Below are 25,748 nucleotides of genomic sequence, written 5' to 3'. Positions count from 1 at the left end.
CTACCCCCTCTTTTTCTTGGAAATCAGACGGACGATGCCCACCAGCGTGGCGGAGATGATAAACAGGACCACGCCCATACCGAACAGCGCCGAGCGGTGCAGACCCGAGGAATAGCTCATGTCGAGCGCGATCTGGCTCGTGAGCGTCGAGATGGGGCTCGCGATGCTGTCGGGAATAACCGGGGCGTTACCCACGACCATGAGCACGGCCATGGTCTCGCCGATGGCGCGACCCATACCCAGCACGATGGCATCCACGATACCCAGCTTGGCGGCAGGTAGCACGACCTTATAGATGGTCTGCCACTTAGTAGCACCCATAGCATACGATGCCTCGCGAATGCCCATGGGAATGGAATTGAGAGCATCGATGGTGAGCGTGGTGATGGTAGGGACGATCATGATGGCAAGCACGAACCACGCCGTCAGCGCACCAAAACCAAGACCACCGGTCAGTTGCGCGATAAACGGACGGATGATGATCATGCCAAAGAAGCCATAGATGATAGAAGGGATGCCGGCCAACAGGTCAACGGCAGGGCTGATGAGCTTGCGCACGCGCTTGCCGGCGATCTCGACCAGGTACACGGCCGTACCCACACCTAGCGGCACGCCCATGGCGAGCGCACCGACGGTCACCAGACCCGAGCCGGCAAGCAGCGACACGATGCCGTAGTGGCCCTCAGAGGGCGCCCACGTAAAGCTGAAGAAGTCCGCCAGGCCGATGTCGGTAAAGACGGGCAGCGCCGAGTACGTGGTAAAGACAAAAATCAGGATGACGGTAACAACCGCCAAGAACGCGCAGGCAAAGAAGATCCACTGCAGCGCCTTCTCCTTGATATAGGTGCTGCGCGAAACGAGCGCCAGCTCGCGCTTCTTGGGCGTCTGAACATTCTGCCCAGTCTGGGAGTTTTCCTGTGCTTCCATGCTACTCACTCCCCTTCTCGTCGTTGGTGACGGGGATAAAGCCCGCCTCGCGAATCTGCTTGTCCATTTTCTCGGACGTCACGTAGTCGATGTAATCCTGCGCCTGCTGCGAAGGCGCACCCTTCACAAAGAAGTAAAGGTCGCGCGAGATGGGATAGCCGCCGCTCGCGACCGTCTTCTCGGACGCCTCAACATGATTGACCGAGACGGCCTTGACCGAGGTCTTGGCGTTGAGGCTATCGACGAAGCCCAGTGAAATGTAGCCGATAGCCCCGCGCGAACGAGATACCACGTCGCGCACCTGGCCCGTGCCCGAAAGAACGGCCGAGCGGCGATCGAACGGGGTGCCGTCCATCACGATGGTGCGGAAGGCCTCGCGCGTGCCGGACGCCTCGTCTCGGTTGATGACCTGGATCTTCAGGTCCTCTCCGCCGACTTCCTTCCAGTTGGTGATCTTACCGGCGTAAATATCGCGGAGCTGCTCGGTCGAGAGGTTATCGACCGGGTTATCGTCGTTCACGATGACCGCGATACCGTCGTGGGCAATGACGATAGGAGTCAGGCCCAGATCCTGTTCGTCGGCATTGAGTCCACGGGAGGAGCTGGCGATATCGGCCGTGCCGGCGCTGACGGCCTCGATGCCAGCGGAAGAACCCAAACCGGAAACGAGCACGTCGATGCCGGTCTCCTCCTTAAAGCCCTCCGCCGCAATCTCGGCGATAGGAAGACAGGTCGTGGAGCCGGCCACGGTAATGGAAGAGGTAGAAGATCCCGAAGAACAGGCGCACAGCGTAAGCGTAAGCACAGCGGCGCTCAGGACCGATACGATCTTTCTCATAGCATCACGCCGATCGCAGCATGGCGCCCACAGGTGCCGTCCTCGTTACGGTAGGAATAAAAGCGGTCGTTCTGACGCACAGTCGAAAGCTGGGTATCCACGATATTATCCGCGTCCACACCGGCATCTACCAGCGCCTCACAAATGGCAGCGGAAAGATCGAGCATGCGAGAGGCACTCGCATCGATGCAAGAGAACTCGACGGCAAAGCGATCCATGAGTTCCTGGGATACCTCATATTCGTCAGCCAAGATATGGGGGCCGATATAGGCGGAAACGTCGCTCGCATCGCAGCCGGCAGCATCGCAAAGCGCCCGGCACGCCTTGGCAGAAATACGTGCAATCGTGCCCTTCCAACCGGAGTGCACCACGGCAAATCCGCCGGGGGCCACCAGCACCACGGGAACGCAGTCGGCAAAGCAGAGCAGCACGGGCACGTCATGGGCCGTACAGACGATGGCATCGCAGCCCTCGGCAATCTGCTCGCGAACGTCCTCAAGGTCATCGGCGCCGTTCGAAGTCACCGTAACGATATGGTCACCATGTACCTGATTGGGCACGAGCAGATTATGCTCGCACTCAGTGGCGCCCATAGCTTCGAGCGCTCGACGACGATTTTCTTGAACAGCAAAGGGGTCATCGCCTACATGCGAGCCCAGGTTGAGCGAGGAGTACGCATCTTCAGAAACGCCACCGGTGCGCTCGGTAAAGGCAAAGCGGACATCGGATGTCGCGCCCTCCACCAACGTAACTCCATCATGGTCGACACGCGAAACGTTGTCCGCACGTGCTGCCATACTAAAGCCTCCTAATAACACAAGTACCGCGGCGTCGCCGCGCAGTCCGCGTTTATACGGCTGTCATACTTCCTTAAAAGGATACCCGCAGCGGTAGGGACCAAACGTAAAGGGAACGTAAGGAGATTGGAGGCTTTCGTTTACAAACGAGAAACAAAACGGGGTGCATCCAAATGGACACACCCCGTGCAGGTCGTTGAGAAAAACGAACTAGAAGCTACCGCGCTTCAGGAAGTCGGGAAGCTCGAACTGGTCGTTGCCAAAGTTGGGCAGCTCGGTACCACCGACGTTGCGGGTCGGAGCGGCCTGAGCCGGGCTGGCAGCCGGAGCGGTGCGCTGCGGCTCAGCGGAGGCAGCCGCCTTGCTCTGAGACTGCTGGGCAGCAAAGAGCTCGTCCTGACGGTTGACGTTGGAATCGGAGAAGCCCGTAGCGATGACGGTGATACGCACCTGATCGCCCAGGGACTCGTCGACAACGGTACCGAAGATGATGTTCGCCTCGGGGTCGACGGCGTTGGCGACAACGTCGGCGGCGTCGCTGATCTCCTGGATGCCCAGGTCCTTGGAACCAGCGATGGAGAGCAGCACGCGCGTGGCACCATCGATGGAGCTCTCGAGCAGCGGGCTGGAGATGGCCTGCTGGGCAGCGTCGACGGCACGAGTATCCCCAGAAGAGGTACCGATACCCATCATGGCGGTACCGGCCTGCTTCATGATGGTCTTAACATCGGCGAAGTCCAGGTTGATGATACCGGGGACGGTGATGAGGTCGGTAATGCCCTGGGTGCCCTGGGAAAGGACGCCATCGGCAATCGCGAAGGCCTCGAGCATGGTGGTCTTCTTCTCGGCGATGTCGAGCAGCTTATCGTTAGGGATGACGATCATGGTGTCGACGCAATCGGAGAGGGTCTTGATGCCCTCCTCGGCGCTCTTCTTGCGCTTGCGGCCCTCGAAGGTGAAGGGCTTGGTCACGACGGCGACGGTCAGTGCGCCGACCTCGTTCATCGCGATATCGGCAACGATGGGAGCAGCGCCGGTACCGGTGCCACCGCCCTCACCGCAGGTGATAAACACCATGTCGGCGCCAGCGAGCGCCTCGGCAATGTCGTCGCGGGACTCATCGGCAGCCTTGCGGCCAACCTCGGGGTTGGCGCCGGCGCCCAGGCCGCGGGTAAGGTCGGTGCCGATGTGCACCTTGATATCGGCATCAGAGATCGCGAGCGCCTGAGCATCGGTGTTGATGGCAACAAACTCGACGCCGCGGATGCCCTCTTCGATCATTCGATTGACCGCGTTGGTACCGCCGCCGCCGACGCCGACCACCTTAATGACGGCAAGGTAGTTGTTGATCTCTGTCTCGTGCATGTCGGTCCTCCGAACAAAGGTTATAGCCATAGCATGGGTCGACCCCTGCGCACATTAACCTTCAGGTTGAAAGTAAATGCAAAGGTAAACCGTATTATGTTTGCACATTATGAACGTATCAGTCAAATAATTGACCGTGAAAACCAAACAAACCAGATAAACGGCGTGGTATGGCCCCTCAACAAAGCATCAACCAGCGCTACGAGGTCGGAGCATTCCTAAATGTGTAGTTGCCCGGAGAGCGCACATTGATATACGTTACGCCCTCTACCTGCGAAAGCAACTTAGTGACTACGCGTTCTTTCTTGGCGATATCGTCCGAATCGCCCAGCGACACCTCAATGCCGTTATTGAGGTTTGCCGAGATGGCTTCGACCGAAGGCGTGGAAATATCCTTGACTTGTCCCAAGAACTCGCTCGAAAAACCACGCACATAATCCAAGCCGGCCTTAACGGCTTTGGAGTTCACCGCCTGGCCGGAAACCGGAGCGACATCCGCCGAGACATCAGTCAACAACACCGCGCCATAATGCTTGGCGAGCGCCAGCGCGGCATCGATTCCGGTCAAGGTATTTGAGCCCTGCCCTGTCGTGATGACGTTGCCCTGGTCGTCCACTTCGACCGACGTCGACAGCGGGGCAATCCAGGTGTCATCGTCTCCGATAGCCCAGGCAAGGTCATCGGAGCTGATATACGCAATGGCGATAACTTTACGCTCCGTCGGCGTGATGATAAGCGTATGGGGAAACTGGCGCTGGACATCCACGCCCGAGACCCACGGGTTCTGCTTGAGATCCTCGGTAATCTGGTCGGGATCGACGTTAAAAAGCGACGTTCCCTCGGGCAAGTCGATCAGCTGGATAGCATCGTGCTTCGTCACATGCTCGCTGCCTTGAATCTGAATATCAGTGGCGGTAAACAATCCAGAGTTGATCACCACGATGGCAACGACGACGAGCACGGCCAAGACGGCCAGAACGCCGCCCACGATTTTGCCTTTGCCTGTAACGACAGAAGCGGCGTCTGATGTTTTATTTGCCATCGCTCCAAGTGAAGATAACGGGTTGAAACCTTTTTTACTCGAAGGCTTCTTGGCGGTAGCCGGCACCGATGTCAGCGAGCGCGGTTTCGATGCGCCCAGCGTGCGACCTGGACGCGCCACTTTAGTTCCCGTCGAGGGCTTGGGAGCTGCCATGGGACGGGCAGGCTTGGCGCCCATAACAGGCTTTGACGTCACCGAGGGACGCGAGGACTTTTTTGCGGCCGGACGATTACCGAGCTGCGAGCCGACGACCGGACGACCGATCTGTCGAGCATGCCCGACAGACTTAGAGTGCGCGACGGTATTGCGTTGAGGTTTGGCAGGCGCGCCGGAACGCCCTCCGGCGCGGCGGAAGGTGGGTTTCGATGCTCTAGAAGCCGAGGAATTTAACTTCCGGTCTGAGCTCGATGCCATACGCCTCCCTCACCTTTCCGTGCACATGTCTGATAACCGCGGCAACGTCATCGGCCGAGGCAGTTCCGTTATTAACGATAAAATTAGCGTGAACGGGCGAAACTTCCGCGCCGCCAATCGAAAAACCCTTTAATCCACAATCCTCGATAAGCTTGCCCACACTCGCATCGGGCGGATTGCGAAAGACCGACCCGCAGGATGCGCGACCCATGGGCTGCGTACGCTTGCGCCTCGTAAGGTACCGCTCCATGCGCTCGCGAATGTCGGCCTTGGGCGCCGGTTTAAGCTTGAGCACGCACTCGAGGATGATCTCATTGCGCGGAAGGCTACATTCGCGGTAGCCCCAAGTGATCTCGGACCCCGCATAATGCTTGATACCGGATGCCGGGTCAAACGTTACGACATCCTCAACCAGCGAGCCAATCCACTCGGTCCGTGTGCCGGCATTCATAGATATCGCACCGCCGACCGAACCAGGGATGCCAACGGCAAACTCAAGGCCCGAGAGGCTACGCGACAGGGCATCGTTGACCAGGCGCGCAAACATCACGCCCGCACCGACCGTCAGCGTACAACCGTCATCGGCAACAACCGTGCGCTGAAACTCACGTCCGAGCGAAATGACGGCACCGCGATAACCGCCATCGGCAACCAGCAGATTGGAGCCCTTGCCGATGATGACCCACGGCACCTGCTCGCGATCGAGCACCGCCACGGCGCGGCGGAGGGCATGATAGCTATGGCACGTCACAAAGAGGTCGGCCTTGCCGCCGATACGATAGCTCGTATGACGCGCAAGGCGCTCGTCCTCGATCACATCCGTGTCGATCATGCCCGAGAGCGCCATGACGGCGTTAAACAGACCCATTAGACTTAAGCGTCTTTCTTGGCAGTCAGATACTCAATGAACTCGGGACCGACGGTCGTAACGTCGCCGGCACCCATGGTGAGCAGCAGGTCGCCCTCGCCCACCATCTGCTCGAGCTCCTGATTGAGCTCAAGACGGCTGGAGCAGTACACGACCTCCTTGCCAGGATGCTTGGCGCGCACGGTATCGGCGAGCATCTTAGAGGTGACACCCGGAATGGGCATTTCGCCAGCCGAGAACACATCAATCAGCAGCAGTTTATCGGCATTGGCAAATGCATCGGCAAAGTCGTCGCACAGGGCCTGCAGGCGCGAATAGCGGTGCGGCTGGAACACGACGTCGACGTGCTTGTAGCCCAGCGACGAAGCGGCAGCAAGCGTCGCCTTGATCTCGGTGGGGTGATGGCCGTAATCATCGACCACGGTGATGCCATCGATATCGCCCACGTGGGTAAAGCGACGGCGGACGCCCTCAAAGCTCGAGAGCGCCTTGGCGGCGGCGTCGATGTCAAGGCCCAGGACATGGGCGACGGTGAGCACAGCCGTAGCGTTGAGCATGTTGTGGCGACCGGGGTTGCTCTTGATCTCCACAGCGTGCTCAGTGCCGTCCTCAAAGCGAACGATAAAGTCACTCTGGATGCCCTTGACATCCGGGTGCACGCAGACGATGTCGTTGCTCTCGGCAAAGCCGTAGGAAAGCACGTGACGGCCCGTCGACTTGGCGAGCTCGACCAGATGCGGGTCCTCGCCGCAGACGATGACGGTGCCGTCCTCGCCCACCAGGCTCATGAATTTGGCGAAAGTTGCCTCGATCTCCTCGATACCCGAGTAGTGATCGAGGTGGTCGGCCTCGACGTTGGTCACAATGACTACGTTGGGGTTCAGGAACAGGAAGGAGCTGTCGGACTCGTCGGCCTCGGCGACAAAGTAGTCGCCCGAGCCGTTCTTGCCGTTCGTGTCATAGCCCTCGACGATGCCACCGATCAAGAAGCTCGGATCCAGACCCATGCGGTCGAGCATGGTGGCGCACATCGAAGACGTGGTGGTCTTGCCATGCGTGCCGGCAACAGCGACGGTGGTGTACCCGTGGCCCAATGCAGAGAGCATCTTGGCACGGGGCCACACAGGAATGCCCAGCTCGCGAGCGCGCACGAGCTCAGGGTTGGACTCCGGAATAGCGGTGGAGACAACAACCACGTCGGGCTTGACCTCGTCGATCGTGGCGGCCTCATGGCCCACATGCACCTTCACACCAGCGCGGGTAAGCTGGCGGATATAACGTGACGTCTTAAGGTCGGAGCCGGTAACGGCATAACCGCGCTCGTGCAGAACGAGGGCGATGCCGCTCATGCCGGCGCCGCCGATACCGATAAAGTGGGCGCTCTTAAACTCGGGCGCGGAGGTTGCAGTCTGGGAATCAGCCATGTGCTCGTGTACTCCTTGCGTAAACACTGCCTGTAACCCGTTAACTGTACCGCACCTACCGCATCAGCGCGAGGGCGACCGACGATATCCCGTCTAACTAACGCAAACCCTCTACCGCATCCGCCAGAAGAGCGGCGGCCCTATCCTGAGCCAGACCACGTGCCGCCTGACGCATGGCGTCGCGCGCCGCCGCGTCATCGACCAAGTGCAGCAGCTCATCGGCAAAGGCAGAACCGTCGATATCGGCATCGGCGCAGAGCACACCGGCCCCGGCGTCGACCAGATAACGGGCATTGGTGGTTTGGTGGTCGGCCGTCGCATGCGGATACGGCACGAGCACCGAGGGCACGGCGAGCGCAGCGATCTCGGCCACGCTCGATGCGCCCGAACGCGAGAGCACCAAATCGGCAGCAGCCAGCATATCGCCCATGTTGTCGATGTAAGGCTGGACGCGATAACGCTTCGCCTCCTCGGGCGTCAGCGCCAAAGCGCGCTCGGTCTCCTCAAAGCCGTCGGCACCCGTCGAATGCAACACATAGAGGCTCTTGCGCGAAAGCAGCTCGTTTTTGAGCGAAGCCACGCGCTCGTTGAGGTGCTGAGCGCCAAGTGAACCGCCAAAGACGAGCAGCAGCGTAGCGTCCTCGGGAACGCCAAGTGCCTTGCGGCCGCGAGCGCGATCGCCCTCGATCACCGAGCGACGTACGGGGTTGCCGGTCATGAGCACGTGGCCAGGGTTACCTTCGCGCTCAAAGACCGCGCGCGCTGCCGGCACCGAGATGCACACGCGGGCAGCGTGGGAGTTCATCATCTTGTTGGCCAGGCCCGGAACAGAGTTCTGTTCATGCAGCAGATACGGAACGCCCGCGCTCTTGCACCACCCCAGCAGCGGAACCTCGACATAGGCACCAAAACCGATGGCGGCATCGGGCTTGCCGACCTTTGAGAAATGACTGGCGAGCGCACGCTTGGCCTTGTTGACACGCCACAGCGAGGTCAGCGCCGTCCAAGGACGGGAGCGGTCGAAGCCCGTGACCGTAATGGGCACAAAATCAAACCCGGCCTCGGGGACCAGACGACCCTCGAGCTTGCGCGACTGGCCCACGAACACAACGTGGTGGCCACGGTCACGCAGCTCTTCGGCCAAGGCAAGCGCGGGGTTGATGTGCCCTGCCGTACCGCCGGCTGCAATAGCAACGGTCATCTTATCGGTCATGGTAGTCCCTTCGTACACGCGGTCCCTGGTCGTCGGTGCGCAAACGCGCCGACGGGTCCGAGTTCAAATCGATTCGATTATATCCGCCGCCCGCGTTGCGAGGGCTGGGGCGCTGCGGACGACCTTGCGGCGCCGTTCGCGGACGTGGACGGGCTGCCGGCTCGGTCGCAGAGCCATCCAGAACGGTAAAGCCGTTACGCGAAGATCGCTCGCCGCGCACGTGGGGCACGCCGGCGGTACTCTCATCCATAACGGCAAAGCTCTCGCGGCGACGGTCGTACTCATCGCGACGGGCGCTCTCATACGAAACGCGCAGGATCAGACCGGCGAGCATAAGCGACACAATAATCGAAGAGCCGCCGTAGCTAATAAACGGCAACGGTTTGCCCGTCATGGGAAATACGTTGAGGATGCCCAGCGCGTTAATCAAAAACTGCACCGCGAGAATAACTGCGGAGCCAGACGCCATGAGCGCGCCCCGACGATCGGTCGCCTGCTCGGCAATGCGAAACGCCGAGTAGATCAGCATCGCAAACACCAAGAAGAACAGCACAGTTCCGACAAAACCGACTTCCTCGCCAATGATGGCCAGGATGTAGTCGTTGTGCGCCTCGGGCAGATACGAGTACTTCATGGTTGAGTTGCCGATGCCACGGCCGAACAGACCGCCCGAGGCAAACGCCATGATGGCAAGCGTGGCCTGATAGCCGTCACCATATTCGTCGGCCCAAGGGTTCAAGGCAACCTGAATACGCACCATACGGTATGGCTCTGCGACAAGCGCAATCACGATCACGAGAATGCCGAAGATTAGCACGCCGATGATAAATCTGGGGTCGAGACCCGCAAACAACGCCATGCACATGAGGGTCAACAGGATGATCAGGACAGTACCGAAATCGGGCTGGATAAAGATCAGAAAGAGCGAAATGCCCAGGTAGATGCCCATCTTGCGAAGGAATTCGTTGATGTTGCCACCGGGCGAAAAGAAGCGGTCGAGCATGATGGCCAAATACGCAATGGCAAATGGCTTTAAAAACTCGGAAGGCTGGAACTGAATGCCGGCGATGTTGAGCCAGCGCGTGGCGCCACGGCTGCCGCTGCCCACCAAGAACACCAGCAGAAGCAAGAACATCATGCCGATAAGGAAGATCCTAAGCACATCCTCCCCAAACCAGCTGTCCGGCAAAACGCGCACGATGGCAATCAGCGCCAGAACACCAACCACGGCAAACGCGGCCTGTCGACCCAGGAAAAACGTCGCCGAGCCATTCTCGTGCAGCGCCTCGACCGAAGACGCCGAGTACACCATCAGCAGGCCAAAACACACCAAGATAAACAGACAGGCCATGAATATCAGACGGGGGCGCATGATGCGGGCGGGAACGCCGGCAATATAGCGTTCGCTAAACGACTGCCCGCCGCGTCCGGAACGCGGTGTGCTACGCCGCGAGGAAGCACGGTCCGAGTCGGGCCTCCTCATACCTTGTCGGGGGCTCTCCTCTCTCACCGGCAACCCCTATTCCATTTGAGATTTCGCTGCAGCGGCAAGCTGGGCCACATAGTCCTTAAACACGCGGCCGCGCTCCTCATAGCCCGAGAACTCATCGAACGAAGAGCAGGCAGGAGAAAGTAAGATCACGTCGCCACGGCTCGACAGCGAACGGGCAACGTCCACGGCATCGCGTAGGTCATCCGCCTGGGCGATATCCACATCGCCATCGACATCGGCCTCGTCCATAGCGGCGGTGAAGCGTTCGCGCGCATCGCCAAAGCAGACGACCGAGCGTACGTTATCCATAACAACGCGCGCGAAGTCCGTGAGCGGCGTGCCCTTATCGTGGCCGCCGAGCAGCAAAATCACGTCGTCATCGGGAAACGCCGTCAGTGCCTTCTCGACCGCGTCGGTGTTGGTCGCCTTGGAATCGTTGACGTAGCGCACTCCGTCAATCTCGCCGCACGGCTCCACGCGGTGCTCGAGCGGCTGGAACGAGGCCAGACCGCGGCGGACACCATCGACATCGGCACCGACTGCCAGGGCAACCGTGGCAGCGCACAGGGCATTGATAACATTGTGATGGCCCGAGATCTTGAGTTCGGATGTAGCGATGAGCGGGGTCTCGACGCCCTTCAGGCGCACGATCATCTTGCCATCGCGCACAAAGGCGACATCCTCACCCTTTGGCTCGTCAAAGGCAACCTTGCAGATGCGACGACCCGGCGTGTAGATGTACTCATCGAACTCGTGAATGCCGGCGTCTTCGACATCGACAACCACCAGATCGTCATCGACCATATTGTCAAACAGTTTGATCTTGGCAAGCGCATAGTTCTTATGGCTCTTATGCCAGCCCAAGTGGTCGGGAGTGATGTTGAGCAGCACTGCCACACGAGGGTGGAGCTCGGTGGTCGTAGCAATCTGATAGCTCGAGAGCTCAGCCACAAACCACTCGTTGTGGGCTCGGCCGTCAATCTCGTTGACCGGCGGCTCGCCGATGTTGCCGACAGCTACGCTGGCCTCGCCGGCAGCCTTGAGCAGATAATCAGTCAGCGACGTGGTAGTCGTCTTGCCGTTGGTGCCCGTGATGGCAATCCAGTTATCGGGCGACAGGCGATAGGCAAACTCTGGCTCACCCATAATCTGGGCGGCATGCTCGCGCCCGGCCTTAAAGAAGCCCGAGAACTCCGAGATGCCCGGGCACGTCACGCATACGTCATAGGCGCCCTCGACCTGTTCGGTCCCATAGACAAACGACGCACCAGCAGCCTCGAGCGCACGCGTGGCGTCATTGGGCTCAGAGGTGCCGCCGCCATACACGGTAACGGCGCTTACGCGCTCGGGATGTGCCAGCGCCCAGCGGGCGACATCGAGACCGGATTTGCCCTGACCCAAAACGAGCAGGCTAAAGACATCAGCAAGAGGCATGAAAGACCACTATCCCAACTGGAAGAACAGAGCAAGGCCAACGGCACCAAATGCCGCAGCGATAATCCAAAAACGGATGACGACCTTGGTCTCGGCCCAGCCCTTCTTTTCGAAATGATGATGGATGGGCGCCATAAGGAAGACGCGCTTGTGCGTAAAGTGGAAGTAGACAACCTGGATCATGACCGACAGGGTCTCAACGATAAATAGGCCGCCGATGATGAGGGAGACGACCTCGGTGTTGGTCATGATGGACGTGCAGGCAAACGCGGCGCCCAGGGCAAGCGAGCCGGTATCGCCCATAAAGATGCTCGCCGGATAGCAGTTGAACCACAGAAAGCCCAAGCAGGCACCGGCACACGCGGTGCAGAAGATGGACAGGTTCACGTCTCCATGCAAAAACGCCATGGCAGCCATGGCGAGCATGGCGATCATGGAGGTGCCGCCAGCAAGACCGTCAAGGCCATCGGTCAGGTTCACGGCATTGGAAAGACCAGCGATCATCAGCCAGCAAAATACGATGTAGAGCCACGGGAACGAAAGGCCGCAGATGGTGGTCGAAAGCACGCCAAGGTCGATCGTCAGGCCGCCGGGAAAACGAATCTCGGGGGCGACGCCGCACCAGTTGACGGCAAGTACCGTAAAGGTGACACAGATAATGGTTAGGCCGATCATCTTGGCATGAGGCGTCAGACCGAGCGAGCGCCCATGTGTAACGGAGGTCAGGTCGTCGATCAGGCCCAGCACGCCGGTCGCCAGCGTGGCGAGCAGCACGAGTACGAGCTCGGTGGTGAGCTTGCCCATCAGCAGGCAGGTCAGCGAGATCGCGACGAGGATGACAACGCCACCCATGGTGGGCGTTCCCTGCTTAACCAAATGACGCTTGGGGCCGTCGGCACGAACCTGCTGGCCGATACCCTCGACCTTGAGTAGTTTGATCCACCACGGCATGAGCAGCAGCGCAATGGCAGCGGCGATGCCAAGCCCCAAAAAAGCCTGATACGTTGGATACGAGGGATTGCCGAACATGGGCTAGCACACACCTTCCACAAAGCGGTCGAGCTCAACAAAGCGGGAACCCTTGACCAGCACAACATCATGTTTTTCAAGCGCGCCGCCCATGCGGTCGAGCACCTGCTGATAATCGGAGAACACCTGGATGCGGTCCTCGTCCATGCCCATCATGCGCGCGGCATCGGCCATAAGCTGGGCCAGCTCACCACCCACGCACGCCAGCATGTCGAGCTTCTTGGCGGCAGCATAGGCGCCCACGAGTTCATGCATGCGAGGAGCCTCATCGCCCATCTCGCCCATCTCGCCCAAGATCGCCATGCGAGACCCCGTGCAGGAAAGCGAACACAGTAGATCGAGGCCAGCAGCCATAGATTCGGCGCTGGCGTTATAGGAATCGTCAATGACGCGGGCACCGCTCTTGGCGCGTTTGATCTCCTGGCGGTGACCGGTGATCGTGAGGCCTCTAAAGGCAGCATCGATCTGCTCGGGCGTCACGCCCAGGCGATAGGCAACCGCGGCGGCCTTAACGGCATTTGGGACGGACTGCACGCCGGGGATGGCAAGCATGGTATCGATTGTCTCGCCCTGACCAAAATCGAGAGTAAAGACCGGACGGCCCTCGTCATCAACTCGAACGTCGCGGGCACGGACCTCATCATCGTCCGAGACGCCGGCCAGCATCACGTCGATACCAACAGGCTGGGCGAACGTATCGCGAATGAACGGCGTAAAGTCGTCCTCGCCGCCCAAAACCAGCAGCGGCAAGAAGTCGCCAGCGGCGCACATACCCTGGACAATCTCGGCCTTAGCGCGGGCGATGTTCTCGCGGCTACCCAAAATGCCGATATGAGAGGTACCAATCTTGCTCACGATGGCAAGGTTGGGATTGGCGGACTGGGACAGGCGCTCGATCTCGTGGAAATGGTTCATGCCCATCTCGAGCACCAGGACCTCGGTATCGGCCGGAGCGGAAAGCACCGTGAGCGGCATGCCGATCAGGTTATTGAAATTGCCCTTGGTGGCCCAGACACGATAGCGCTTGGCGAGCACAGCGGCGAGCACGTCCTTGGTCGTCGTCTTGCCGATGGAACCGGTAATACCAACGACCAGGCAGCCAAGCTCCAGACGGTACGTGTGCGCCAAACGCAGCAGAAACTCCTCGGGATCATCGGTCAGCAAGATGGCACAGCCCTTGTCCTGCGCCAGCGAGACCAGCTCGGCCTCGGGCTCACGCGTCATCACGACGGCGCCGGCACCCGACTGGACGGCACGGGAAGCAAAATCATTGCCGTCGACGTTTTCACCGGGAAAGGCGACGAAAATCGTCCCTTCCTCGACCTGGCGCGAGTCGATAACGCACCCGCGGCATACCCGATCGACTTCTCCCGTCACGGTTCGGGCCCCTGTTGCGGCCGCGAGGTTGTTGACGGCGATCTCTATCATTGCAGCTCCCCTGTAAACCTAAATAATGCTATCGGCGTATTGTATCCCAGCGCCGCGCATGCGTGGTGCAGGGCATGTGAACACCCCTCATATGGGACAACAAACCACGCCCCAAAGATTGTAACCCCCTACTTCGTGTGCGGGATACCCAGCACGTCGAGCGCGTTGGCCATAATGGACTGGAACGGTACCGCAGCGGCATCTGAGCCGCTCGGCGTTCCGTCGAGCGTGATATAGCACAGCACCTTGGGCGATTGTGCCGGTGCAAAGCCCATAAAAGACGACATGTAGTTCTCCTTGAGGTAGCCGCCGTTCTCGTCGGCACGTTCGGCCGTACCGGTCTTACCCGCCACGTCATAGCCGTCAACCGCGCCGCCAACGCCCGTTCCCTCCGACACGACCGTCTGCATGCACGATGTCACCTGGGATGCGGCGTCCTCCGAAATCGCGCGCTCGCCTTCGCCCCAGTCCTTCTCGTCGCCTTTGCTGGACTTATAGAAGTGCGGGGTCATCATCACGCCGCCGTTGGCGATGCCGCCCACGGCACGTGCGATCTCAATCGGCGAGACAGACAGCGCCTGTCCAAAGCTCATCGATCCCAGCGTGGCACCGTCATACTGGTCACGCTCCTTGACGATGCCCAGGCTCTCGCCCGGAAAATCGACACCAGAGCTGTGACCGATGCCCCACTTGTCCACATAGGCGGCAAAGTCGTCGGCACCGATCTTGCGCCCCACCAGGACAAATCCCACGTTGGACGAACGGCGCATCATCTCGCGCACATCCATGGTCATGGCGTAGTCGCGCTTGTCGGCATCGGTGACGGTATCGTCACCCACCTTGATGCTCGCCGGCACCTCAAACGACGTACTCGACCGCACGACACCCAAGTCGAAGCCGGCGCCCGCCACGAGCGTCTTAAAGACCGAGCCGGGCTCGTAGGCGTCGGTGACCAGGCGCAGGTTCATATCCTCGGTCTTGGCGTTTTCCAAATTGGTCTGGTCGTAGGTCGGATACGAGCAGGCTGCCAAGATCTCGCCTGTCGTAGGATCGGTGACCAGCGCCGAGCCGTTCTTGGCCTTTGTCTTCTCGACAGCCTCTGCCAGGGCATCCTCGGCCGCACGCTGGATATTGACGTCGAGCGTCGTCACGATGTCAACGCCGTCGACCGCAGCCACCTTTTTATAGGCACCGCCCGCGATATAGCTGCCGTCCCTCGCGCGCTCGCGTACGAGAGAACCGTTCGTGCCGGTCAGAAGCTTGTTGTATTGCTTTTCGAGACCCGTCAAGCCGTCGTTGTCTACATTCACTACACCCAGCACCTGCGATGCCAGATTGCCGTATGGATATACGCGCTTCATGGCCTGCTCAAAAAGCACGCCGGGCAGGTTCTTCTTCTCCAGCGCCGCAGCGTCGTCTTCGTCCACCTGGCGCTTGATATACACCCAGGTTCCATCGGACTCAACGAGCTTGCGGCAGGTCTTTTTATCGATTCCAGTTGCCTTGACCAGCGCCGACACCGTCTTGTCAACATCCTCGACAAGCTGGGGGTTCACGGCGATGTTGCGACATTCGACCGACGACGCCAGCACGTTACCGTTGCGGTCGTAGATGGTGCCACGCTTGGCATAGAGGGTCTGCGCAAGCAGGCGGCGCGCATCGGCACGCTCGCGCAGTTTATCGGCTTCGACAATTTGATAGTCGGCAAGGCGAAAGACGCCCAAGCCCAAGCCAAGCCCAATGAAGCCCATGACGGCTTTGCGGCGAGGCAGAGGCGTGCCTGTGAGCCATTCGGTCGACGAACTCTTGCGCGACCTGGTGTTATGCACTTGAGGGCCGCCCGAGCCGCGAAGTCGCGACGCCGGGTCGTTGCCACGGGACTGCCCGGCGTTGTAAGATTGCCGACCCGTTCCTTGATAACCAGAACGTCCCCGCGACGAGGGACGTCCAGAACCGCGGCCCCCATCGGAACCGCGGCGATAGTCATTTGTCATACTCAGCTACCGTCTTGCTACTGAGCGGTCGCGGTCGCGTTGGCGCCCGCGGCTGCATCCTGCGAAAAGTCAAGTGTAACGCTCTCGCTGGGCTCCACCATGCCATAAGCGCCCGCAAGGTCGCGAATGCGCGTGTCGGCGCCATAGACCGAATGCATGACCTCCAGGTCGGAGCTCTCATCGGTCGCCTTTTCGAGCGTGTTGGTAAGCTCGGCGTTGCTGTTGAGCACCTGGGCCGTAACGCCGGCGAGCGCCACGCGGGCGACGCCGATCGTCATGAAGATAGCCGCAATGATGCAAAACGTTTTAAGAACGCTCATGAAAACCGGGCTTACCGCCTGGTTTGCCTGACGGCCCGCGCCCGTGTAGACATCAAAGCGCGGCGTGCGCTGCTCACGGGGAGCAACGGGGGCCTGCGGCGTCTCACGATAGGCGGGCATGGCGTTCATATCATAGGCGAGTGCTGCGCTTGAAGTGTTGTAGCCCATGATATGCCGCCTCCCATCCCGAGTACGTTGGTAGTATGTTTAAGCTTCGTTTATGGTGCGAGCGGGAGGTCCAATATCGCGCGGTCGCGCCTACATACGCTGCGCCACGCGGATTTTGGCTGATCTCGCCCGAGGGTTGCGCTCAACCTCATCAGGCTGGGCAACCAAGGGTTTGCGAGTGATGACCTTGAGTATCGGCACGTTGCCGCACACGCACACCGGAATCTCCGGCGGACACGTGCACCCCTGGCTCATCTCCTTAAAGTGATTCTTTACGATACGGTCCTCGAGCGAGTGATACGAGATGACGCAGATACGTCCGCCCGGGTTGAGCCACCTGGTGGCGGCATCAAGCCCTCGTTCGAGCACATCGAGCTCGTGATTGACCTCGATGCGAATGGCCTGGAAACTTTTCTTGGCCGGGTGTCCGCCATGCCGACGAGCGGCAGCCGGGATACCCGCCTTGATGATCTCGACAAATTGGCCGGTGGTTTCGATCGGTTCTTGCTCGCGGCGGCGCACGATCTCGCGCGCGATCTGCGAGGCGAACTTCTCTTCGCCGTAGACGCGTAGAATCCGGGCGAGGTCGTGTTCGTTATAGGTGTTGATGACCTCAGCTGCGTTTAAGGTGTTATTACCCGGATCCATCCGCATGTCCAATGGGGCGTCCTCGTTATACGAAAAGCCCCTGCCAGGGATATCGAGTTGCGGTGACGAAACGCCCAAATCGAACAGGAAGCCATCGACCCCGGGCACCTCGGCCGAGCAAAGCAGCTCGTCCAAGTCGCCGAAGTTGCCCTTCAGCAGCTGGTGCGGAACGCCGGGAACCTCGCGGTCCAGACGGGCGCCAGCGGCCTCGAGGGCCATGTCGTCCTGATCGACGCCGAGCAAAAGGCCCGTCTCCCCCACCTGCGCGGCCATCTTTACCGAATGGCCGGCACCGCCAAGGGTGCAATCGCAGACAACGGAGCCTCTCTTTAGCCGCAGCGACTCAAGCACTTCGCCGAGCATGACAGGTTCATGCCGATATTCTTGTGTCAAGATCCCACGCTCCATCCGTTACCCGTGCCTTGCCCTTACGAGAAGAAGAGGTCCAGCAGGGCCTCATCGTCATCGTCCTCATCGGCCGCGGCGCGATCCCAAACCTCAAGGTGGTCGTAGTTGCCCACAACCGTGACCTCGCGGTCGAGGTTCGCCTGCTTGCGGAGAGACTCGGAAAGACCGATACGACCGGCGCTATCCACGTCCATCGACGTAGTGCGCTTGTTGATCGCCCTCATGAGCTTCTGGTCGTTAATGTCACGCGGGTTAAAACCCTCGTGGCCCTCACGACCCGCGAAGAGTCCTTCGACCCACTTGTCGAAGGCCTCGGCAGAGAACACGTACAGAGCATCGACATCCAGGGCTTTGAACACGCGAACGTGCTCTCCAAGCTCCTCGCGAAGGGGTGCAGGCAGGGACAGACGACCTTTTGCATCGAGATTGCGCTCGTATGCACCAGTCATTCCCATGTGCGCCCTCCCCTCGGTTACTCAGATGGCACGTACGCGGGGAACCACCCCGCCTGTCGACGTCATTAATAATATGGGGAACCGCCCCATTTTTCAACACCTTTCCCCACCCCTTCCCCCACCCCGCCCCACCACTCCACCCACCATATATTGCAAAACACCCCCAATCATATGTTCGAAAACACAATATGTTGTGTTTGCAGCAACGGCGGGATGCCACCTGTGGCACCCCGCCTTTCAACCTCAACCTTCAAGTTGACCTTGAGGCGATTTTTGCGTCCCTTTACATGGCGTTCACATCGCCCCCAAATTCCCCCACCCAAGGCACGTGCGGCCCACCACCGCGACGACAAGTGGCGAAAAATGGAACGGGCCCCAGATTGCCCATGCGAGCGCAAAAGCACGCAGCGGCAATCTGGGGCCCGTCCCCAAATACCTATAGATATGCAGGCCAGCGATGTGTTAACGATGTGCCAGCGGGTGCGCCGCCAGATAGACCTCGGTCAGTTGCGTACGATCGACATGCGTGTAGACCTGCGTGGTCGATATATCGGCATGTCCCAAGATCTCCTGTAGCACACGGAGGTCTGCGCCGCCCGCAAGCATATGGGTGGCAAAGGAGTGGCGCAGCGTATGGGGATGGAGTCCCACCAGCCCTACCTGGCGCCCGTAGCGCTCACAGATGGCATGGATGCCCTGGCGCGACAGACGGCGGCCGTTCTTATTTAAAAAGACCGCCGGGGTCTCGGTTCCGTGGGCATGGGCCGCCAAGCGAGAACGCCCCTCAGTTACATAGAGCGTCAGAGCTCGCGCCGCGCTTCCCACCAGCGGGGACAGGCGTTCCTTTGAGCCCTTACCGCGAACGAGCACAAAGCCATCGTCGGTATGGATATCGCCCACATCGAGCCCCACCAACTCGCTCACACGCAAGCCGCATCCGTAGAGCACTTCCAAGATGGCATGGTCGCGCAAGCCCATCTCGCCCTCGGGGAAGTCTTGATCGAGCAGCGCCGAGACATCCTCCACCGATAGATACTCCGGCAAACGCTCAGCCTTTTTAGGCAGACGCAACGCCGCCGTTGGATTTTGGGCCACAATCCCATCGCGCACCAAAAAGGCATGCAGGCCCTTCACGGCAGCAAGCGCACGCTCCACCGAGGCATCGGAATAGCCCCCATCGCGACGGTCGGCGACAAAGCCCTCCACGACCTGACGAGTCACCTCATCAAAAGACATGATGCCCGCCCGCTCCAGATAGGCGCAGTACGTCGTCAGGTCACGACGATAGGCCGCAATCGTGTTGCGCGCCAAACCCCGCTCGACCGCGAGGTAATCGAGATACTCCCCCGCCGCCACGGCGAGCGACGAGGGAGTAGCTTCGGTATGTTCTTTGTTCGCCGGCACCCTTAGTCCGTAGCGAGGTTCATGGGCGTCACCTGCAGGCGATCGACGCCCTCGTGCTGACCGATCGAGGCACGCACGAACTCTCGGAACAGCGGCTGCGGGTTGGTCGGACGGCTCTTGAACTCGGGGTGAGCCTGGGTTGCCACATACCACGGATGCACGTCGCGCGGCAGCTCGACCATCTCGACCAGGCGCTCGTCGGGCGAGAGGCCAGAGATAACCAAGCCGGCGTCCTCGAGCTGGTCGCGGAAGGCGTTGTTAAACTCAAAGCGGTGACGGTGACGCTCGTAGACGAGATCCTCGCCATATGCCTCGCGAGCGAGGGTATCGGCGGCGAGCTTGCACGGATAGGCGCCCAGACGCATGGTGCCGCCCTTCTCGGTCACATCCTCCTGCGAGCTCATCAGATCGATGACGCTAAACGGACCGTCCGGGTCGAACTCGGAGGAGCTGGCGCCGGCAAGGCCGACGACGTTGCGGGCGAACTCGCACACGGCCACCTGCATACCCAGGCAAATGCCCAGATACGGAATCTTGTGCTCGCGGGCAAACTCGGCCGCGAGGATCTTGCCCTCCAGGGCGCGCTTGCCAAAGCCGCCGGGGACCAGGATGCCCGAAGCGTCGCCCAGAACTTCGGAGACATTCTGCTCGTCGAGGCTCTCGCCGTCGACCAGCTGGACGTCCACATGGCGATCGTAGAAGACGCCCGCATGGTGCAGGGCCTCGATAACCGACAGGTACGCATCGGGCAGCTGCGTGTACTTGCCAACGACGGCGATCTTCACCTTGTCGGCGTGATGGTTGGCGTGATTCTGTTTGCGCAGGAACTCGTTCCACTCGCTCATGTCGCGCTCACGCGGGTCCAGACCCAGGCGCTCGCAAATGCGCAGGTCAAAGTCCTGCTCGGCAAGCAGCTGCGGAACATCGTAAATGCTCGCGCAGTCCTCGTTGGTAAAGACGCAATCGGTGTCGACGTCGCAGAAGCTTGCGATCTTTCCGCGGATAGCGTCATCGATATGGTGGTCGGAGCGCAACACGATAATATCGGGCTGGATGCCAAAGCTGCGGAGCTCCTTGACGGAATGCTGCGTGGGCTTGGTCTTGACCTCGTGGGCGGCGGCGATATAGGGAACGAGCGACACGTGGATGTAGCAGACGTTCTCGGGGCCGGCCTCCTTGCGGTACTGACGAATGGCCTCGACAAACGGTTGGGACTCGATGTCGCCGATCGTGCCGCCCAGCTCGGTGATGACTACATCGGAGCCGGTCTGCTCCTCGATGCGGCGGAACTTATCCTTAATGGCATTGGTGACGTGAGGAATCACCTGCACGGTACCGCCCAAAAAGTCGCCGCGACGCTCGCGGGCGATGAGGCTTTTGTAGATGGCACCGGTCGTAAAGTTGGAATCGCGGGTCAGGTTCTCATCAATAAAGCGCTCGTAATGACCCAGGTCCAGGTCGGACTCGTAACCATCCTCGGTTACAAAGACCTCACCATGCTGGAACGGGCTCATGGTACCGGGGTCGACGTTCAGATACGGGTCGGCCTTCTGCATCGTTACTTTGTAGCCACGCGACTTGAGCAGACGGCCCAGCGAGGCCGCGGTGATACCCTTGCCCAGGGACGAAACCACGCCACCGGTTACGAACACATGCTTGGTCATATTGAGTTACCTGCGCTTCCCGTAGAAGTTGTTTATCCACATCTTACGGGTCTTCATTGTAATACTCGCGCCGCGGACCGTCCGCAATTTTTCTCGCGTGCGATTGCATTTCTCAATCTTGAAACAAAACGCCGCCCGGTTTCCCAGGCGGCGTCGCTATGGCAAGGGATACATGCTGCTATCGATCAGCAACCTCGTCCTCAAGCATTTCTTGAACGAGCATGCCGGTACGGACGCCCTCAAGATACCACTCACCACGTTCGGTGAGGCAAATGCCATTTGCAAGCTGACCGCCGTCGTCGCTATAACGCGAGACGACATCAATCATACCTTCGGAATCCAAGCGATCGATTGCGGCGCGGGCACGATACGGCGAAACCCCCACGCGCTCGGCAAGCGTTTTGCGCGAGAAACCATACGGCCCGCCATTATCTTCGGTTTGCTGGTCGATCTCCATCAACACCAGCACCTCGACACGCTTCATATCGTTAACACTCGCACGACCCTTGCCCGCCATAGCAGCCTCCTCAAACCGAGCACGAGCATCTAACGCGCCGTGCGCGACCGACACACCTCACGATGGCAGGTAATATCCATCATGCGGCATCCCGCTAAGGATGAAACAGTTACGGTTATTGTATACCGCTCAAATTGTTTCTAGGCAGGTAAACAGCTATTTTTCGCCGAAATAGACGCTTTATTGATCAAAAAGCCGTACCGGGCGCTAACCCGATACGGCCAAAATGCAATGCAATTACCGCGGTGCTTCAAACTTAGCGATGGAAGAAACCGCGGCGCTCAAACTTGGGCTCGCAGCACACGTTGATACCCAGTTTGCGCAGTACCGTCTCGTCCGTCGGCGAGATAATCACGCTAAAGAAGGCGTCGCAACCGCGCAGCTGCTCCAGGCCCGAAAGGACACGAGCGGCCGTCTCACTCGTGGCCGAGGTGATCGACAGCGCCATAAGCGTCTCGTCGGTGTGGAGGCGCGGGTTTTTGCTGCCCAGGAAATGCGTCTTGAGCTTGCTGATGGGCTCGATCGCCTCATCGCTAATGACCTCGAGCTCAAGGTCGACGCCCGAGACATGCTTGAGGGCGTTCATAATGAGCGAACTTGCGGCACCCAGGCGCGTGGAGGTCTTACCGGTCACCACGGAGCCATCGGGCATGACCATGGCACCCACGGGACCACCCGTCAGCTGCTCCCTGGTGAGGGCCGCCGAGCGCGCCGGTGAGTAGTTCTTATCGATGCCGGCTTTCTTCATAATAATCTTGAGACGGTCGACTTGCTCATCGCCCACGCCGGTACGGCGCACATTTTCGACCGCGGTAAAGTAGCGGCGGACGATCTCCATCTTGGAAGCGTCGCGGCAGGCATCGTCATCGGTGATGGCAAAGCCGACCATATTGACGCCCATGTCCGTAGGGCTCTGGTAGGGGCTCTTGCCCAGGATCTTTTCCATCAGGGCACGGACTACCGGGAAGGCCTCGACGTCGCGGTTGTAGTTGACCGTGGTCTTGTTATAGGCCTCCAGGTGGAAGGAGTCGATGATGTTGGCGTCATCGAGGTCTGCCGTGGCGGCCTCGTAGGCAATATTGACCGGATGCGTAAGGGGCAGATTCCAAACCGGAAAGGTCTCGAATTTGGCATAGCCGGCGGCCGTGCCATGCTTGTGCTCGTGATAGAGCTGAGACAGGCAGGTGGCGAGCTTGCCCGAGCCAGGACCGGGGGCAGTGACCACAACGAGCGGTCGGGTGGTCTCGACAAACTCGTTCTTGCCATAGCCGTCGTCGGACACGATCAGATCGACATCGTGCGGATACCCCTCGATGGGATAGTGCAGTTTGGCGGGAATACCGAGCGCGTTCAGGCGGTTGCGGAACACATCGGCAGCGGGCTGGCCGGCGTACTGGGTGATGACCACAGCCGCGACGGCAAAGCCGTTGCCGCGGAACAGGTCAACCAGGCGCAGCACATCCTCGTCATAGGTAATGCCAAGGTCACCACGAGCCTTGTTTTTCTCGATGTGGTTCGCGTTGATCGCGATGATAACCTCGACATCGTCGGCGATGCTCTTGAGCATGCGGAACTTGCTGTCCGGCTCAAAACCCGGCAGTACACGACTCGCATGATAGTCATCGAACAGCTTGCCGCCAAACTCCAAATACAGCTTGCCGCCAAACTGCGAGATGCGCTCTTTAATATGAGCGGCCTGCAGCTCGATATATTTCGCGTTGTCGAAACCCTGGCGCATATATGGCTCCCGTCCCGTTTCGTAAATTAAGTTCCTACGCGATTATAACGGAGCAGACCCTCCCCGATGCCCAGGCCATCAACAGGCACCAACCAAACACGCCCGCCGCAACCACCGGGGATCCAGGATAGCTAATTTGAAGCAGGAACCAAGTCGCTCCGCACCAACAATGGAAACGTCACAGGCAGAGCCAAAGTCAACGAACGGGCACCAGGGCGAGCAAGCTGCCCCCTGCACCAACAATGGCAGCGCCGCAGGTTGAGCATAAGTCAGCGAGCGCCGCCCAGAACGTACAAGTTGGCATGAAAAAGGCAAGGCATAGACCTTTTGGTCATGCCTTGCCTTTTGAATGACAAATTGTCGTTCTGGGCGGCGCGCAGCGTCGACCGGTTCCGGCGTTTGGTAAAACGCCGGAACACAAGAGCGCCCCCTCCCGCGCACGGAACGGGAGGGGGCTAAAGGTAGGAGTCTACCGGTGGGTTGACCCCACCGGACAGACGATGACCAGGTGATCCTTTACAGGATCGTCAAGGTTTCCGTGGGGTACCCGTGGGGTACTTAGATCAACACGCAGGCGACGGTCAGGATGATGGCGCAGACGACGGAGAGCGCGACGATGAGCTTAAGGGCAAACTTGAGCCAGGTCGTCCACTCGATCTTGGCCAGGGCGAGGCCGCCCATGATGGCGCCGGAGGTCGGGGTGAACAGGTTCACGACACCGATGGCGGCGGAGAAGATCATGACCATGACCTCAGGCGAGAAGCCGAGCTTAACAGCCAGCGGTCCCATGATGGGCATGGAGACGGTAGCCATACCAGAGGTCGAGGGGATCAGGAAGGACAGGCCGAAGTAGACCAGGAAGCTCATGGGAGCGAAGATCACGCCGGACAGGCCAGCCAGAGCATTGGCGGCAGCGTCGAGGACGTAGACGTCGAGGCCGGTGTTAGCCATGAGGACGGAGATACCACGGGCGAGAGCGATAACGAGAACAACGGACATCATGTCGGCAGCACCGGTGATGAAGGTGTTGACGATCTGCTTCTCGGACAGGCCACCGATGATACCGATCAGGACGGCCATAAGGAAGAACCAGGTGGAAGCCTCGTCGAAGTACCACTGACCAATGGGCAGGCCGGTGATCAGGGCAGACCAGCCCTGGACGACGGTGTTACCGTCGGCATCGTAGACAGCGCCAGCGTCAAAGAAGTTGGCGACGCCCTCGTTGAGGTCTGCCAGCGGGATGAAGCCGACGATCATGACGACGAAGGTGAAGGCGAAGGCGATCAGAACACCCTTCTGACGACCGGTGAGCTTGACCTCCTTGTGAACCTCGGAAGCAGCCTTGCCGTGAGCCTCTTCGGCGTCCTTGAGCTCCTGCATCGACAGGATGGTGGAACCCTTATCAGCCTTGACCTTCTTGGCATAGTTCATCACGAAGACGATGGACATGGCAGTAGTGACAATCCACAGGACGGCACCGAGGCCGATGATGATGGACTGATTCACGGCAATGTCAACGCCGGTCAGAGCGTCGACGGCAGCGCCGACGGCGAACGGGTTAACCGTGGAGCCGAGGCAGCCGCAGCCAGCGCCGAGCAGGACGGTAGCGGCGCCGACCATAGGGTCGAAGCCAGCGGCCATCATGGTAGCAGCGAGCAGGGCGTAGAAGGGAACGGTCTCCTCGCACATACCATAGGTGGTACCACCGAGGGAGAAGATGAGCATCAGCACGGGAATGAGCATAATCTCGTTGCCCTTAAGCTTCTGCACCAGAACGGCGATGCCGTTGTCCAGGGCGCCGGTCTCGGTCATCATGCCGAGGAAGCCGCCCAGGATCATAACGAAGAGGCAGACGGGCAGAGCGTCAGCGAAGCCCAGGATCGGGGCGGTGCAGAAATCGCTCAGACGGGCGGCAGTAACCGCGCCGCCGGACGTGCCGGAGACGATAACGGTAATCACTGCGACAATTGCCAGCAGAGCAAGAAGAATGGTGAACGATGAAGGCATACCGCGCTTTTTCTTAGCGGTCTCAGTCATAGTTCTCATCCCCCCTTCATAAATCATTTACTGATCTCGCCCGAAGCGGCTCTTCCGTGCCGTGCCTGCCGCTTGATGCGAGATTATTACCAGATAAAACCGCTCGGGGTGTGCAGCAATACAC

General features: G+C 59.8%; 21 protein-coding genes. All 21 read right to left on the bottom strand.

What is annotated here, in order from left to right; translation table 11 throughout:
* Positions 1-927, bottom strand: a complete 927-nt coding sequence (gene pstC, locus CSV91_RS01580) for a phosphate ABC transporter permease subunit PstC (protein ID WP_099431532.1) — start codon at positions 925-927, stop codon at positions 1-3.
* A 1-nt stretch (position 928) separates the two neighbouring features.
* On the bottom strand, positions 929-1,765 hold the full coding sequence (locus CSV91_RS01575; RefSeq protein WP_099431531.1) for a phosphate ABC transporter substrate-binding protein: 837 nt from the start codon (positions 1,763-1,765) through the stop codon (positions 929-931).
* Complete coding sequence (locus tag CSV91_RS01570) at positions 1,762-2,562, bottom strand: purine nucleoside phosphorylase YfiH/LACC1 family protein (RefSeq protein WP_099431530.1); 801 nt, start codon at positions 2,560-2,562, stop codon at positions 1,762-1,764. The genes CSV91_RS01575 and CSV91_RS01570 overlap by 4 nt, the downstream gene beginning before the upstream one ends.
* Before the next feature lie 210 nt (positions 2,563-2,772).
* A complete protein-coding gene (gene ftsZ / locus CSV91_RS01565) occupies positions 2,773-3,927 on the bottom strand; it encodes a cell division protein FtsZ (RefSeq protein ID WP_055251674.1) in 1,155 nt (384 codons plus the stop codon).
* Positions 3,928-4,126: 199 nt separating this feature from the next.
* Positions 4,127-4,915 carry a cell division protein FtsQ/DivIB gene (locus CSV91_RS01560; protein ID WP_231501570.1) on the bottom strand — a complete coding sequence of 263 codons (789 nt, stop codon included), beginning with the start codon at positions 4,913-4,915 and terminating at the stop codon, positions 4,127-4,129.
* 424 nt (positions 4,916-5,339) lie between these two features.
* On the bottom strand, positions 5,340-6,251 hold the full coding sequence (murB, locus tag CSV91_RS01555; RefSeq protein WP_006234257.1) for a UDP-N-acetylmuramate dehydrogenase: 912 nt from the start codon (positions 6,249-6,251) through the stop codon (positions 5,340-5,342).
* A 5-nt stretch (positions 6,252-6,256) separates the two neighbouring features.
* Positions 6,257-7,675: a UDP-N-acetylmuramate--L-alanine ligase gene (gene murC, locus CSV91_RS01550; RefSeq protein WP_099431529.1), complete on the bottom strand. Its 1,419-nt coding sequence runs from the start codon at positions 7,673-7,675 to the stop codon at positions 6,257-6,259.
* A gap of 97 nt (positions 7,676-7,772) precedes the next feature.
* Positions 7,773-8,888 (bottom strand): undecaprenyldiphospho-muramoylpentapeptide beta-N-acetylglucosaminyltransferase, encoded by a 1,116-nt coding sequence (gene murG / locus CSV91_RS01545; RefSeq protein WP_099431528.1) that lies wholly within the window; start codon positions 8,886-8,888, stop codon positions 7,773-7,775.
* Positions 8,878-10,371: a putative lipid II flippase FtsW gene (gene ftsW, locus CSV91_RS01540; protein ID WP_099431527.1), complete on the bottom strand. Its 1,494-nt coding sequence runs from the start codon at positions 10,369-10,371 to the stop codon at positions 8,878-8,880. The genes murG and ftsW overlap by 11 nt, the downstream gene beginning before the upstream one ends.
* A gap of 36 nt (positions 10,372-10,407) precedes the next feature.
* Positions 10,408-11,814: a UDP-N-acetylmuramoyl-L-alanine--D-glutamate ligase gene (murD, locus tag CSV91_RS01535; protein ID WP_099431526.1), complete on the bottom strand. Its 1,407-nt coding sequence runs from the start codon at positions 11,812-11,814 to the stop codon at positions 10,408-10,410.
* A gap of 9 nt (positions 11,815-11,823) precedes the next feature.
* On the bottom strand, positions 11,824-12,843 hold the full coding sequence (mraY, locus tag CSV91_RS01530; protein ID WP_006234262.1) for a phospho-N-acetylmuramoyl-pentapeptide-transferase: 1,020 nt from the start codon (positions 12,841-12,843) through the stop codon (positions 11,824-11,826).
* Positions 12,844-12,846: 3 nt separating this feature from the next.
* Positions 12,847-14,271, bottom strand: coding sequence for a UDP-N-acetylmuramoyl-tripeptide--D-alanyl-D-alanine ligase (locus tag CSV91_RS01525; RefSeq protein WP_099431525.1), 1,425 nt, complete (start codon positions 14,269-14,271; stop codon positions 12,847-12,849).
* Between the two features lie 128 nt (positions 14,272-14,399).
* Complete coding sequence (locus tag CSV91_RS01520; RefSeq protein WP_099431524.1) at positions 14,400-16,022, bottom strand: peptidoglycan D,D-transpeptidase FtsI family protein; 1,623 nt, start codon at positions 16,020-16,022, stop codon at positions 14,400-14,402.
* Between the two features lie 260 nt (positions 16,023-16,282).
* Positions 16,283-16,753, bottom strand: a complete 471-nt coding sequence (locus tag CSV91_RS01515; RefSeq protein WP_022094483.1) for a hypothetical protein — start codon at positions 16,751-16,753, stop codon at positions 16,283-16,285.
* A 90-nt stretch (positions 16,754-16,843) separates the two neighbouring features.
* Positions 16,844-17,809, bottom strand: coding sequence for a 16S rRNA (cytosine(1402)-N(4))-methyltransferase RsmH (gene rsmH / locus CSV91_RS01510; RefSeq protein WP_099431523.1), 966 nt, complete (start codon positions 17,807-17,809; stop codon positions 16,844-16,846).
* A gap of 20 nt (positions 17,810-17,829) precedes the next feature.
* Positions 17,830-18,264 carry a division/cell wall cluster transcriptional repressor MraZ gene (locus CSV91_RS01505; protein WP_006234269.1) on the bottom strand — a complete coding sequence of 145 codons (435 nt, stop codon included), beginning with the start codon at positions 18,262-18,264 and terminating at the stop codon, positions 17,830-17,832.
* A 462-nt stretch (positions 18,265-18,726) separates the two neighbouring features.
* Positions 18,727-19,668, bottom strand: coding sequence for a site-specific tyrosine recombinase XerD (gene xerD / locus CSV91_RS01500; protein WP_172622421.1), 942 nt, complete (start codon positions 19,666-19,668; stop codon positions 18,727-18,729).
* Between the two features lie 2 nt (positions 19,669-19,670).
* On the bottom strand, positions 19,671-21,332 hold the full coding sequence (locus tag CSV91_RS01495; RefSeq protein WP_055252564.1) for a CTP synthase: 1,662 nt from the start codon (positions 21,330-21,332) through the stop codon (positions 19,671-19,673).
* Positions 21,333-21,510: 178 nt separating this feature from the next.
* On the bottom strand, positions 21,511-21,849 hold the full coding sequence (locus tag CSV91_RS01490) for a helix-turn-helix domain-containing protein (RefSeq protein WP_040358312.1): 339 nt from the start codon (positions 21,847-21,849) through the stop codon (positions 21,511-21,513).
* A gap of 256 nt (positions 21,850-22,105) precedes the next feature.
* Complete coding sequence (locus tag CSV91_RS01485) at positions 22,106-23,587, bottom strand: DUF1846 domain-containing protein (RefSeq protein WP_006234276.1); 1,482 nt, start codon at positions 23,585-23,587, stop codon at positions 22,106-22,108.
* 558 nt (positions 23,588-24,145) lie between these two features.
* Positions 24,146-25,633, bottom strand: coding sequence for a YfcC family protein (locus tag CSV91_RS01480; protein WP_372541154.1), 1,488 nt, complete (start codon positions 25,631-25,633; stop codon positions 24,146-24,148).
* Positions 25,634-25,748: the final 115 nt, after the last annotated feature.

This window comes from Collinsella aerofaciens (assembly GCF_002736145.1).
Lineage (GTDB): Bacteria > Actinomycetota > Coriobacteriia > Coriobacteriales > Coriobacteriaceae > Collinsella > Collinsella aerofaciens_A.
This window is presented reverse-complemented; position numbering and strand designations above follow the sequence as displayed.

Bases quoted from the DNA above. Each gene is read 5' to 3' on its own strand.
- pstC (WP_099431532.1), bottom strand. From the start codon at position 927: ATGGAAGCACAGGAAAACTCCCAGACTGGGCAGAATGTTCAGACGCCC.
- CSV91_RS01575 (WP_099431531.1), bottom strand. From the start codon at position 1,765: ATGAGAAAGATCGTATCGGTCCTGAGCGCCGCTGTGCTTACGCTTACG.
- CSV91_RS01570 (WP_099431530.1), bottom strand. From the start codon at position 2,562: ATGGCAGCACGTGCGGACAACGTTTCGCGTGTCGACCATGATGGAGTT.
- ftsZ (WP_055251674.1), bottom strand. From the start codon at position 3,927: ATGCACGAGACAGAGATCAACAACTACCTTGCCGTCATTAAGGTGGTC.
- murB (WP_006234257.1), bottom strand. From the start codon at position 6,251: ATGGGTCTGTTTAACGCCGTCATGGCGCTCTCGGGCATGATCGACACG.
- murC (WP_099431529.1), bottom strand. From the start codon at position 7,675: ATGGCTGATTCCCAGACTGCAACCTCCGCGCCCGAGTTTAAGAGCGCC.
- murG (WP_099431528.1), bottom strand. From the start codon at position 8,888: ATGACCGATAAGATGACCGTTGCTATTGCAGCCGGCGGTACGGCAGGG.
- ftsW (WP_099431527.1), bottom strand. From the start codon at position 10,371: ATGAGGAGGCCCGACTCGGACCGTGCTTCCTCGCGGCGTAGCACACCG.
- murD (WP_099431526.1), bottom strand. From the start codon at position 11,814: ATGCCTCTTGCTGATGTCTTTAGCCTGCTCGTTTTGGGTCAGGGCAAA.
- mraY (WP_006234262.1), bottom strand. From the start codon at position 12,843: ATGTTCGGCAATCCCTCGTATCCAACGTATCAGGCTTTTTTGGGGCTT.
- CSV91_RS01525 (WP_099431525.1), bottom strand. From the start codon at position 14,271: ATGATAGAGATCGCCGTCAACAACCTCGCGGCCGCAACAGGGGCCCGA.
- CSV91_RS01520 (WP_099431524.1), bottom strand. From the start codon at position 16,022: ATGGGCTTCATTGGGCTTGGCTTGGGCTTGGGCGTCTTTCGCCTTGCC.
- CSV91_RS01515 (WP_022094483.1), bottom strand. From the start codon at position 16,753: ATGGGCTACAACACTTCAAGCGCAGCACTCGCCTATGATATGAACGCC.
- rsmH (WP_099431523.1), bottom strand. From the start codon at position 17,809: ATGGAGCGTGGGATCTTGACACAAGAATATCGGCATGAACCTGTCATG.
- CSV91_RS01505 (WP_006234269.1), bottom strand. From the start codon at position 18,264: ATGGGAATGACTGGTGCATACGAGCGCAATCTCGATGCAAAAGGTCGT.
- CSV91_RS01495 (WP_055252564.1), bottom strand. From the start codon at position 21,332: ATGACCAAGCATGTGTTCGTAACCGGTGGCGTGGTTTCGTCCCTGGGC.
- CSV91_RS01490 (WP_040358312.1), bottom strand. From the start codon at position 21,849: ATGGCGGGCAAGGGTCGTGCGAGTGTTAACGATATGAAGCGTGTCGAG.
- CSV91_RS01485 (WP_006234276.1), bottom strand. From the start codon at position 23,587: ATGCGCCAGGGTTTCGACAACGCGAAATATATCGAGCTGCAGGCCGCT.
- CSV91_RS01480 (WP_372541154.1), bottom strand. From the start codon at position 25,633: ATGAGAACTATGACTGAGACCGCTAAGAAAAAGCGCGGTATGCCTTCA.